Origin of the sequence: Echinicola sp. 20G (assembly GCF_015533855.1) — a bacterium.
In the GTDB taxonomy this organism is placed as follows: domain Bacteria; phylum Bacteroidota; class Bacteroidia; order Cytophagales; family Cyclobacteriaceae; genus Echinicola.
On record NZ_AP024154.1, the window covers coordinates 5,735,577 to 5,748,360 of the forward strand.

10 protein-coding genes are annotated in these 12,784 nt (G+C 39.6%); 3 read left to right on the plus strand and 7 right to left on the minus strand.

Annotation, left to right across the window (positions count from 1 at the left end):
* Window positions 1–362: 362 nt before the first annotated feature.
* From JL001_RS22890 to lepA, 4 genes are all read right to left on the minus strand, one after another.
* Window positions 363–2,273, minus strand: coding sequence for an OmpA family protein (locus tag JL001_RS22890; RefSeq protein ID WP_200980206.1), 1,911 nt, complete (start codon window positions 2,271–2,273; stop codon window positions 363–365).
* Between the two features lie 4 nt (window positions 2,274–2,277).
* Window positions 2,278–2,907, minus strand: a complete 630-nt coding sequence (locus JL001_RS22895; protein ID WP_200980208.1) for a 7-carboxy-7-deazaguanine synthase QueE — start codon at window positions 2,905–2,907, stop codon at window positions 2,278–2,280.
* A 130-nt stretch (window positions 2,908–3,037) separates the two neighbouring features.
* On the minus strand, window positions 3,038–3,922 hold the full coding sequence (locus tag JL001_RS22900) for a bifunctional 5,10-methylenetetrahydrofolate dehydrogenase/5,10-methenyltetrahydrofolate cyclohydrolase (protein WP_200980210.1): 885 nt from the start codon (window positions 3,920–3,922) through the stop codon (window positions 3,038–3,040).
* Between the two features lie 159 nt (window positions 3,923–4,081).
* Entirely contained in the window at window positions 4,082–5,875 is a 1,794-nt protein-coding gene (lepA, locus tag JL001_RS22905; protein ID WP_200980212.1) for a translation elongation factor 4, read from the minus strand.
* Window positions 5,876–6,049: 174 nt separating this feature from the next.
* Here lepA and JL001_RS22910 point away from each other — a divergent pair, with 174 nt between their 5' ends.
* Entirely contained in the window at window positions 6,050–6,571 is a 522-nt protein-coding gene (locus JL001_RS22910; protein ID WP_200980213.1) for a DUF4924 family protein, read from the plus strand.
* Window positions 6,572–6,606: 35 nt separating this feature from the next.
* Here the strand turns inward: JL001_RS22910 and JL001_RS22915 are convergent, their stop codons facing one another.
* Entirely contained in the window at window positions 6,607–8,535 is a 1,929-nt protein-coding gene (locus tag JL001_RS22915) for an AAA domain-containing protein (RefSeq protein WP_200980214.1), read from the minus strand.
* Window positions 8,536–8,616: 81 nt separating this feature from the next.
* Between JL001_RS22915 and JL001_RS22920 the strand changes: the two genes are divergently transcribed.
* Together JL001_RS22920 and JL001_RS22925 are read left to right on the plus strand one after the other, a co-directional pair.
* Window positions 8,617–9,213, plus strand: coding sequence for an ACP phosphodiesterase (locus JL001_RS22920; protein ID WP_370567406.1), 597 nt, complete (start codon window positions 8,617–8,619; stop codon window positions 9,211–9,213).
* Window positions 9,200–9,649 (plus strand): hypothetical protein, encoded by a 450-nt coding sequence (locus tag JL001_RS22925; RefSeq protein ID WP_200980216.1) that lies wholly within the window; start codon window positions 9,200–9,202, stop codon window positions 9,647–9,649. The genes JL001_RS22920 and JL001_RS22925 overlap by 14 nt, the downstream gene beginning before the upstream one ends.
* A gap of 51 nt (window positions 9,650–9,700) precedes the next feature.
* Here JL001_RS22925 and JL001_RS22930 read toward each other — a convergent pair whose 3' ends face one another.
* Together JL001_RS22930 and JL001_RS22935 are read right to left on the minus strand one after the other, a co-directional pair.
* Entirely contained in the window at window positions 9,701–10,753 is a 1,053-nt protein-coding gene (locus tag JL001_RS22930) for a M42 family metallopeptidase (RefSeq protein ID WP_200980217.1), read from the minus strand.
* A 105-nt stretch (window positions 10,754–10,858) separates the two neighbouring features.
* Window positions 10,859–12,742, minus strand: a complete 1,884-nt coding sequence (locus JL001_RS22935) for an amidophosphoribosyltransferase (protein WP_200980218.1) — start codon at window positions 12,740–12,742, stop codon at window positions 10,859–10,861.
* Window positions 12,743–12,784: the final 42 nt, after the last annotated feature.

Consider the following 12,784-nt stretch of genomic DNA (forward strand, 5'->3'; position numbering starts at 1 on the left):
TAACAAAAATTAACCCTAACTCATTTGTGTTGAATTTATCCAATACAAAAATGTGTATTATAAATAAAATTAACCGCATAAAAAACACACCTTCCTTCAAATGGATTTGATTGCCTCTCAAAAATTTATCTGAAATAGCTAGATTTGCTTACCTAGAATATGTCTACTTGGAATGCGGCCTACTTTCTAGTTAATTTAACAACAAAAAGTCTGACGGTAAAGGGGGGGGGGCTTCTATTGACCCTATCTCCCTTTTATCTTTTTAAGAAAAATGGAAAATTTGCAGTCATCACAATTCATCATTTGCAAATATTCTTTAAAAACTTCCCCCCTCTTCCATCCTATAAAAGTTCCCGCTTCTGTTAATTGATAACTATCTCGATCCGACGATTCTTGGCCATATTTTGAGGGCTCGTGTTGGGCACCAAAGGTTTGCTATCTCCAAGCCCCTTCACTTGTAATCTTTCTCCAGGCACACCATGATCAATCAGGTACAATTTGACACTATTGGCTCTCCTTAGGCTTAAATCTTCATTGTACTGTTTGTCACCCACACTATCTGTATGCCCTTCGATGATAATTCCAACCGTCTCATTTTCTTCCAAAAATTTTAAAAGCCTCAATAAAGAGCTTTTTGATTCAGGCTTCAAATCAGCTTTGTCAAAGTCAAAAAACACATTCTCAAAAATAAACTGCTCCCCTTTGGCCACTGGCTTTAGTCCAATATCCATGTTTTTGATATTTTTCAAACTGTCCTTTTCCACATTGTATATCTGTGGAAGAAACCCCTGTTTCTCTACATATAATCCAGAAAATGCTTTATCGGGGTAAATCATCATGAATTTACCCGAATCCCCATCAGATTTAAATTCATATAGGGTACTGTCGTTTTCCAAATTGACCAGTGCCAATGTAGCAGCAATAGGCTCTCCTGTATTTTGGTTCCGCACTTTCCCCCCAGTGACAATTAGCCTTTCTCCCAAATCTATTTCTTCAGGAAAAGGAAATCGATAAAGAAATGACCTTTCCAAGGTCCCATTCTTTAGACTATTCTCAGTATAGTAAGCATAATCCCTTTGAGCTGTAATAAATAAAGCCAACTGATCCAGATGATCATTAATAGGATACCCAAGGTTTTGCGGCTCTTCAAATGTTCCTCTGGAAATTTTGGAATTATACAGATCCATCCCTCCAAATCCTACATGCCCATCCGAGGCAAAGAAAAGAAGTTCATTATTGAAATAAATAAAAGGAGAAACTTCATCATACTTGGTATTGATCACTTCTCCTACATTGACAGGCTCTGACCACCCTCCACTTTTCAACCTCATGGTGTAATAAATATCATTTCCGCCATAGCCTCCTCTTCGATTGGAAGAAAAGAAAAGTATGCTACCATCTGCAGAAAGGGAAGGTTGGGAGTCCCAGTACCTAGAATTGACTTTCTCACCCATGTTTTTTGGCTTTTGCCAATCACCATTAACCTTATAGGCAATGTATAAGTCACAGCTTCCATAAGAATCCGGAGCGTCGCAGCTGGTATAAATCAAAATATTTCCGTCAGCAGAAATGGTACAGGTACCTTCATTGCTCATGGTATTAATAATCGGAGACAGAGCTTCTGGATCACTCCATTCATCCCCATTCCACACAGCCGTAAAAATATCTTCATGCTTTGCCCTATCAAGGCCATCTCTCTTAGTAAAAAGTATCTGTTTACTATCAGCTGTAAGTACTGGAAAATATTGTAAATGGAATTCGTTTAAAGGAACAGGTAATTTTTCCTTATTGATTTCTTTAGCTTCAATCATGGAGTTTTTAATAAACGCCAATTGTTCTTCCATATCCTTAAATGCCTTAGAAGATCTAAGGCTATTTGAAAAATAAGCATGAGAACGCTCAAACTTATCTATCGCCTGCTCGAATTCTCCCGACTTGAGATAAATATTTGTAATCAACCAGGCAAAATTTGCTTTGAATTCGGAGTTCCCCTTACTTTTCATGTCTCCTAAAAGTGCTACTTGAAGCGCCTCTTCTTTGTCCCCTTTATTCAAAAGCAACTGCGACCATTTCTTATAAGCTTCTAAAAAATCATCATTTCTTTTGACCGAGGCCTCGTATTTCAGAATAGCTTCATCATACCTCCGCCTCAAAGCCAAATCTTCTCCCTCTTGGTAAAGCTTAATCGCCCTCCTATCATCAATCGTGAATTCCTGACCGAAAAGATTGAAACTGATAAAAATTAAAAAAAAGACTATTTGGGTTGTTCTCATGTATTTACGGGATATCCATAAATTTATGAGTTTGGAGTGAAATATTCCAATCTGGGTGATTTTTTACGTAATTAATTATCTCGCTGGTATATTTTTCAGATTTGCTCCATTCTGGCTGAAGTAATTTCCTGCAGTCCTTTCTTACTTTCTCAGCATGTTTTTCAGCAAAAGCAAAGTCACTTTTATGAAACACAATTACCTTAAGCTCGTCTGCTTTCTCAAAAATACTCTCATGAGGAGCCTTAAATTTTTTGGGTGAAAAGCACACCCAATCAAAATGACCCGAAAAAGGATGGGTACCGCTGGTCTCAATATTTATTGTAAACCCTTTTTCTTTTAACAAAGATGTCAAAGGATCTAGGTCATACATTAACGGCTCTCCCCCTGTGATCACAACCAGTCTCCCGGGATATTGCAGAGCACCTTCTACTATTTCATTGATCGTTTGAACAGGCCACTTTCCAGCTTCCCACGACTCTTTGACATCGCACCAAACACAACCCACATCGCATCCACCTAAACGGATAAAATAGGCAGGATGGCCCGTAAAACTCCCTTCACCTTGAATCGTATAAAATGACTCCATCACAGGAAGCATTGTTCCTCTCTCTACTGCTTTTCTTGTCTCTTCCATTTCAATTTTTGATTGAGCGGGTGATTGAACCGCTTAAAATTCTAATTTCTATAAATGAAAAACAGGCCTTCTGTCCATAAATTCATATTGGACATGAATAAGCCTGTTTATCTAATGTATTTTACTGCAATTAAGAGTACACCTTTCTCTCTGCCGACTGAAGCGTATTATAAAGCAAAGAAGCAATTGTCATTGGCCCTACACCACCTGGGACAGGCGTAATGGCTGAAGATTTCTCTGCTACCTCATCAAACTTCACATCGCCAATCAAACGGAAACCACTCTTTTTGCTTGCATCTTCAATTCTATGAATCCCAACATCCACTACAACCGCTCCTTCTTTCACCATGTCAGCAGTCACAAATTCAGGCTTTCCAATTGCGACAATGAGAATATCAGCAGTTTTGGTGATTTCCTTTAAATTTTGAGTTCGGCTATGGGTCAAGGTTACTGTACAATTCCCTGGATTACCATTTCTCGCCATCAATATACTCATAGGAGATCCCACGATATGGCTTCTTCCTATCACCACACAGTGCTTGCCTGAAGTTTCTACATTGTATCGCTTCAACAATTCTACAATACCATAAGGGGTAGCCGCCACATAAGTAGGCCAATTCAAAGCCATCCGTCCCACATTGGCAGGAGTAAAGCCATCTACATCCTTCTCAGGTTTGATTTTAGAAGTTACCTTCTCAACAGAAATATGATTAGGTAAAGGTAACTGAACAATCAGTCCATCTATATCTGGATTCTCATTGATATCCTCTACAGCTTTTAAAAGTTCCTCTTCAGAAACCGTCTCCTCCATTTTTACCAAAGTAGACTCAAAGCCAACATATTCACAGGCCTTTACTTTGGCTCCTACATAAGTTTGACTGGCACCATCATTTCCGACCAAGATGGCTGCCAAATGAGGGATTTTACCTCCTTCTGCTTTGATTTCCTTAACTCGGGCAGCTATTTCGTTTTTAATATCAGCTGATGTTTTTTTACCGTCTATTATCGTAGGCATAATTTATTTTTTAAGTGAGAAGTTCGAAGTGGGAATTTTACAGTCCACTTATTAGTCCCAGTTTTTATCCAATTTAATATTTAAAGCCTTCCTATTTTTCAAGATCAATACTTCTAATCCCAAACGATTAAAAGTCTAACATCTTAAATCTAGCTTCTTCTAATCTAACTTTAATACTGCCATAAATGCTTCTTGAGGCACTTCCACATTACCAACCTGTCTCATACGCTTCTTACCTTTCTTCTGCTTTTCAAGTAGTTTACGCTTACGAGAAATATCACCACCATAACACTTGGCCAATACGTTTTTACGCATAGCTTTTACGGTTTCTCTGGCAATGATCTTCGTACCAATGGCTGCCTGAATAGCTATCTCAAACATTTGACGAGGCACCAATTCCTTCAATTTTTCACATAATCGCTTACCCCACTCATAGGCTTTGTCACGGTGCACTACTGCAGACAATGCATCCACCACTTCACCATTCAGCATTACATCCAAACGAACCATATGGGAAGCTTTGTTTTCCCTTAATTCATAATCCAAGGAAGCATACCCCCTTGAAATGGTCTTCAACTTATCGAAAAAGTCAAAAACAATTTCAGCCAATGGCATATCGAAAGTCAACTCTACACGGTCAGCTGTCAAATATACTTGGTTCTTTATTTGACCTCGCTTCTCCATACATAATTGGATCACAGGCCCCACATAATCAGCTTTAGTGATAATTGAAGCATGAACATATGGTTCTTCAATATGCTTGAACAAGTTAGGATCAGGCATATCTGATGGCGCATTGATCAATTTGTACTCACCACTATTCATCAAAGCCTTGAATTGAACAGAAGGTACTGTGGTGATTACTGTCATGTCAAACTCCCTTTCCAATCGCTCTTGGATGATCTCCATATGCAACATCCCCAAGAACCCGCAACGGAAACCAAAGCCCAAAGCTGCTGACGTTTCTGGTTCCCAAACCAGTGAAGCATCATTCAATTGAAGCTTTTCCATTGAAGCACGCAATTCTTCAAACTCCGTTGTATCTACTGGGTAAATTCCTGCAAATACCATCGGCTTCACATTCTCAAAACCTTTGATTGCGGTAGAACAAGGCCTTTTGATATGAGTAATGGTATCCCCCACTTTCACTTCTTTGGCCACTTTGATCCCAGAAATAAGGTATCCTACATTACCGGCACTAATGGTGCTTTGTGGCTTTTGCTGAATACCTAAAATCCCGATTTCATCGGCATCATATTCTTTGCCTGTATTGACAAACTTAATCTTATCGCCTTTATTGATAGTGCCGTTAAATACCCTAAAAAGAACCTCAACACCTCTAAAAGGATTATAGACAGAATCAAAAATCATGGCCTGCAACGGTTCATCGGGATTTCCTTCTGGTGCAGGTACTTTTTCAACTACTGCATTCAAAATATCCTCGATCCCTAGCCCTTCTTTTCCTGATGCCAAAATAATATCCTCACGCTCACAACCTATCAAGTCGATCACCTCATCGGCTACTACTTCCGGGTCAGCACCTGGAAGATCAATTTTATTCAACACTGGAATAATCTCCAAGTCATGCTCCATGGCCAAGTAAAGGTTAGAGATGGTTTGAGCCTCCACTCCTTGGGACGCATCCACGATCAATAATGCTCCCTCACAGGCAGCGATCGACCTTGATACTTCATAGGAAAAATCCACGTGACCTGGCGTATCGATCAGGTTCAACGTATATTCTTCGCCATGGTAATCATATTTCATTTGGATCGCATGAGACTTGATCGTAATCCCTCTCTCACGTTCTAGATCCATGTTATCCAACAATTGATCTTGCATCTCTCTTTCAGTCACCGTGTTGGTAAACTGAAGCAGACGATCTGCCAATGTACTCTTCCCATGATCAATATGGGCAATGATACAGAAGTTTCTTATTTTTTGCATATCCATTCTGAGGGCAAAAATAGTAAATAGTTAGTGTTTTAATAGTATAGGTTTAACATATTTATAACCAAGCCATATCCAAGCGTACTCGATTTCCCTCTTTAATGGCCTTAATTAAAGTCTTTGCCTTGCTGAAGCTTAGATCCATCCTTATCTTTGTCGACTCAAAACCTTATCACAATGAAACAACTGGCGGAAAAGAAAAGAGAACAAAACATTGCGGAATACATTGTTTACATGTACCAAATGGAAGACCTAATTCGGTCCTACCAATTCAATATGGGAGAAATTCGCCAGTATGTGATATCCCACTATCCAGTTTCAGAAGAAGAAAAGGAAGAAATCGCAGAATGGTTTTCGGCTCTTGTGGATCAAATGCAAAAAGAAAACATTAAAGAAGCTGGACATTTGTCTACCACACAAAAGGAAGTAAGCAAGCTAGCAAACATTCACTGGGGTTTACTCAAGGAGGACCAGGCATATTTTAAAATATATAACGAAGCCAAGCCTCATATCATTGAAGCCATTATGGCTGCCGAAGGTCAAGACCTTGGCAATGAAATTCAAATCTGCCTCAATGGAATATACGGTTTATTGTTATGTAGATTGACAGGAAAGAAACTCAGCCCAGAACAAGAACAATCAGCACAAGCATTTGGCAGCGTCTTGAGTTACCTTAATTTGGCTTATATGGAAAATTAAAAGTCCTGATTTTTAATCAGAATTTTGGGCTTCTCTCAAAACTCCATCATTTCATAAATACTCTTATACAGGCCGTTTTCATTAACAAAATCCAAAAATTGCTGATAAAAAGGGTGAGCACTCAAGGTAGCACTATCCCCAATGACAATCAGCTTTCTTTTGGCCCGGGTCAATGCCACGTTCATTCTTCTGGTATCTGCTAAAAAACCAATCTCACCCTTTTCATTGGAGCGAACCAAGCTGATCAATATTATATCTCTTTCTTGACCTTGAAAACCATCAATGGTTCCTACTGTCACCTGCTCAGAAAGAGCCCTCAATTGATCAAAAGCTGCATTTTCATCCATTAGCTCTATAAGCTTTTTCACTTGGGCTTTATAAGGAGATATGATCCCAATCGAGTATTTTTCGTCCAAGAACTTTTCCAAAGTGACCCTACCAATCAGCTTTTCCACAACTCCCAAAGCAAACCTGGCTTCCTCTGCATTGAGCTTACTCAATGAATCTTTTTCCAGATGCTCCTCAAACCCACTCCCTGCCGTATCGATAAACTCCATGACTGATTCACCTTCTTTGAGCTGGTGATTTAATGTATTGGGAGCGGCTTCCAATTCCCCATTATAAAAATAGTCACTTGAGAACTTCATGATCATCTCAGGCATGCGGTATTGCATTTTGAGCATCCAGCTGGATTGTGGTTGTCTTTTGATTACTTTTTCGAAAAGAGTTTCACTTAAGCCCTCATTACTCGCTTCAAACGACTTGATAGTGGGAGGAAGTTGGCAGTGATCCCCAGCCATGATCACCTTATCAGATCTTAATATAGGAATCCACGCGGCTGGTTCCATACCTTGGCCAGCTTCATCTATAAACACTACAGGAAATTGCATTCCCTTTAACACTGGATTATTGGCTCCGACCAAAGTTGTCGCCACTACTTGGCTTTGTTGAAAAACATCAAATAAAATATAGTCCTCTAAATGAGATGCAGCTTCTTTGGCTTTGGAAGCTTCCGTCATCAATCTCTTCCTTTGCTCCCTCTCAGAATGTCCAAAACTTCTTTTATATTTTCTTCCTAACCTTCTGTATTCATCTGCTGATTTCCTGAGTTTTTTTAAATCCCTATAACTGCTATGAGCCGAAATCTTGGCATCTAAGGTCTGTTCCAAAATCTGGTCATCTACCCTTGCCGGATGTCCTACCCTAACCGTGTTCACTCCTTCAGATGAGAGCTTTTCCACAAGCAAATCCACGGCAGCATTACTTGGGGCGCAAACCAACACTTGACGGTGATGGGTCAAAGCTCCTTTGATTACTTGAACCAAGCTGGTCGTCTTACCAGTACCAGGAGGGCCATGAATCACTCCTACATCTTTGGCTCCCAAAGCTCCATCATACGCTTGCTTTTGACTCTCATTTAAATTTTCAACTGTTTTAAATACTATTCGGCCCTGCTCTGCAGCCTGCACTTCTCCCAACAAAACGTCCCGAATTTGACCAAGCCTACCCTGACTAGCTTTGATCACGCTCTCCATAGCAAATTCCATTTCCCGATAGCTGGCCTCATCAAAATGAAGGTCCACCCCTAATTTCCCGTCATGAAGCCAGTCTGGCCATTCACTCCCCATCAAGGTAATGGTCATGGTATTTTTTTTGACGAAATTCACCACACCATTGACACGAAAAGGCTTTCCTTCTGAAAAATTGGAAAATAAGGAAACAGACTTGCCAGATTGGAAGCCATGAGATTCTTTGCTCTCAGACCTTTCTACCTCAATGATTAGCCTCTCTCCCATCCCCACCTTAGTCTTCACCAACTGAACAGGATACCAACAAATCCCTTCTTTCTTTTTATCTGCAATAGATGCTCCCAGGGTTTTCAACCTGTATTGTTCCAAGTCTTCGGCCCACTCTTTTTTCAAAAGTTTTAAAGTTAATTTTAATTCTTCCTGTATTTTCGACATCAATGGTTATTTTTATTATTCAAAGCTAATGTATTTGGCAGATCACGGAACCATTAAACCCTTTTTTCTGACTTGAATTTTTTGGCCCACGCATACTTATCATTTGATCACCCTAGAGTTCTGTTAGGTAACTTTATAGGGGATTTTGTGCGTGGAAACCTGGAAGAACAGTTTGACCCTGGCATTGTCACTGGGATTAATCTCCATCGAGAAATAGACCACTATACAGACACTCACCCTGTGGTTAAAGAAGCCCAAGAACTTCTTAAACCTACTTACAAAAGGTATGCGCTTGTCATTACAGATGTGTATTTTGATTATTTCCTAAGTAAATACTGGAACGATTACGATGATCGTAGCATTGAAGAATTTGCAGAAGGAGTCTATCACACTATTGAGGAAAACGACCATTTGCTGCCCCAAAGCTTTATGTACCTGTTTCATTTTATGAAAAAAGAAAACTGGTTGGTTGCCTATGGGACTATTGATGGAATGAAAGCTTCCTTGACTGGAATTTCAAAACATACCAGTTTTGAGTCTCACATGGAAACTGCCCACCTTTTCTTAAAAGAAAATGAATCAAAGCTAAAAGGCTATTTTGATGCTTTTTTTCCTGATTTGGTTAATTTTGCCAAGGAAAAACTAGAAGAGTTAAGCAAAAACCATGATTCATTGTAAACCAAAACGGGCCACTTATATTTCTCTTAGTGCAGTGGTGATCATTCTTATTTCGGGGCTTACCTATATCCTCAACGACTTCAGTACAAAAAGAACATATGGCCTTTTCTTTTATTTGATTAGTGCAGCCATTCTTACCTTGGTTACTCTCTTGATTTTGGTCAAAATGATGGCTGGATATCGTTTTGTCAGTGCCGGAAAAAGTAAAATCCAAGTTCGACTTCCACTTCGTGGACTCAATAAAACTTATGATTTGAATCAAGTCTTGGCTTGGCAAGAAGAAATTGTAATCACAAACAAAAAGGAATTCAGGCAGCTGACCATTGCTTTTGAAGACAAAACCTCCATTAGTCTAAACAATCATGAACACACTTCTTACGCCGAATTGTACACTTACCTGATCAAGAAAATCCCTAAGAAAAAAGTCAAAGCTTAAAAAAACAGGCCTGAATAAATATCAGGCCTTTTTTCTTTTATGATCGGTCAATTAATGTTTCCAATCATATTTGTCGATCTCTTCCAAACAGGCATTAAGTAACTCAATGCTTGCTACAATATCATCTTTATTGGCCATTTCAATAACTTGATGCAGATGTCGAGTAGGAATAGAGATTGCACCTGCAATAGCACCTTGCTTACCCATCCTCTGGACTCCAGCAGTATCAGTTCCACCAGCGGTTAGAATTTCAGGTTGCCATTTGATATCTTTTTTTCCTGCAACCTGCTTCATAAAGTCTACCATTCTATAGTCGCAAATGGTCATGGCATCCATCACTTTGATAGCAGTGCCTTTACCCAGCTCAGTAATTTTCTCATGGGGAGAGGCACCGGGGACATCATATGCAATAGTTGTGTCTAAAGCAATCCCAAAATCAGGATCAATTCCGTGAGCAGCGACATTGGCTCCACGAAGACCTACCTCCTCTTGCACCGTAAATGTCGCATAAACATCATATGGTGGATTTTTAAGAGTCCTTAATGCTTCCAGCAAGATAAACACCGCCACCCTATTATCTATAGACTTACAGTTGACACAATTCCCCATCTCTACCAACTCTCTATCACGTGTAACGGGATCTCCCACCTGCACATACTGCTGTACTTCCTCCTTACTCATCCCCAGGTCAATAAAATAATCAGTGGTTTTTGGCAGTTTATTACGTTCCTCAGGGGTCATGACATGAATGGGTTTGCTCCCCATCACCCCTATCAAATCCTTTTTACCATGAACAATTACTCGCTGTGCAGTCAAGGTTTTAGGATCAAATCCTCCCAATGTATGAAACCTCAGAAAACCATTATCATCGATATGGGTAACAATAAACCCTATCTCATCCATATGGGCTGCTACCATAACCTTCTTCCCATCGGGGTTATTTGCACCTTTCTTAATGGCGATTACATTTCCCAAATTATCCACTTTCACTTCATCCACTAGAGGACTTACTTCCTCCACCACCAAGTCCCTTATTCTTTTTTCAAAACCAGGAGCTCCTGCTATTTCACAAACTTGCTTTAAAAGTGCTGTATTGATACTCATATTTAATATTGAAATTTCGTTATGTAATGATAGTTTTCAGCTAGCTGAAAAACAAAAAAGGCCATCAAAACAATGGCCTTTTCAAATATAAAATTTATCTCTTAATTAATAGGCCCTTACGGCCTTTCCTTCTCTAAAATTAACAAAGGATTTATTCACGACCCTCATCCCCCCTGCAGTAGGAAAGTCACCAGTAAAATACCAGTCTCCCAAATGGTCTGGGCAAGACCTGTTAAGGTTTTCTACAGTTTGATAAATCACCTTCACCTCTGCTTTTATCTGATCGGTGGTGATGATCTCAGCAATCTTATTGGATATCTCCTGAGGAGTAAATCTATTGTAAACTTCTTTGACGTAATTTTCCTTTGAGGTCGGATTGGCAACGCACTTCTCATATACCTCATCCAGAATATAGTCCTGACCCGTCTCTTCCAACAACTTCAATGCCGCTCTAAAAGCAATAAATTCTTTCATTTTGGACATATCTATACCGTAGCAATCAGGGAATCTAATTTGAGGGGCAGAAGAAACCACGATGATGCGTTTAGGATTTAATTTATCCAAAGTAGTCAAAATGCTTTTCTCCAAAGTAGTCCCTCTTACAATACTGTCATCCAAAACCACGATAGTATCCACACCTGGACGGATCACTTCATAAGTAGTGTCATAAACATTGGCAACCATCACATCACGGTCATTGTCATTTGTGATGAAAGTCCTTAATTTGACATCTTTGTTCACCAATTTTTCTACCCTTGGACGGAAATTCAACAATTCCTCTATATCTCCCAAATGAGGTTTACCTTCCAATAGTATTTCACGTCTTTTGGTACTCAAATAATCTTCAAGACCTTCAATCAATCCTAAGAAAGCGGTCTCGGCTGTGTTAGGAATATAAGAAAATACGGTATTTTTAAGATCAAAGTCAATTGCTTTGAGAATCTGTGGGATAAGCGCTTTACCCAATTGCTTACGCTCTCTGTAAATATCAGGGTCAGTTCCCCTTGAAAAATAAATCCTTTCGAAGCTACAAGATTTCTTCTCTAATGCTGGAATAATCTCATGCTCTCCATATGAGCCATCCTTGTTCACGATCAAGGCATGTCCAGGCTGAATTTCTTGAATAGCGTTATAATCTATGTTGAAAGCAGACTTGATCGCTGGCTTCTCAGATGCAATTACTACAATTTCATCATCTGCATAATAGTAGGCGGGTCTGATTCCTGAAGGATCTCTCACCACGAAGCTAGCCCCATTTCCAATGATCCCTGCCATGGCATATCCACCATCAAAATCCCTACAAGACCTCCTAAGAATCCTGGCCACATCCAGCTCTCTTTCGATCACTTCCGTAATTTCATGATTCGTGTATTGTCCCTTGTATTTGTTGAAAATCCTTTGGTTCTCTTCATCTACAAAATGACCAATCTTTTCCATCACGGTCACTGTATCTGTTTTTTCTTTTGGGTGCTGGCCAAGCTCAACCAACTTACCAAATAACTCTTCAACATTTGTCATATTGAAGTTTCCCGCCATCACCAAATTCCTACTTCTCCAATTATTTTGCCTCAAAAACGGGTGGCATGTTTCAATACTATTCTCTCCATGCGTACCATACCTTAAATGCCCTAGCCAAACTTCGCCAGAAAAGGCCACATTGTCCTTGATCCAATCAGCATCATTTAACCCATCATCACCGCCTTGTTTCTTCGCTTTTTTGAATTTCTTGGAAACTTTAGCAAAAATTGAGTTAACTGCCTGTGGATCGATCGACCTATACCTACTGATGTAACGGGTTCCAGGCTTGCTATTAATTTTAATGTTTGCAATACCTGCTCCATCTTGCCCTCTGTTGATTTGCTTCTGCATCAAGACATAAAGTCTGTTAGCTGCATACAAAGGGGTTCCATACTTATCAATGTAATATTGAAGAGGTTTGCGGAGCCTGATCATGGCTATGCCGCATTCGTGTTTAATTTGATCGCTCATCGAGTATTAGCAAGTAGTATTTTAAGAGGCAAAGTTACATCT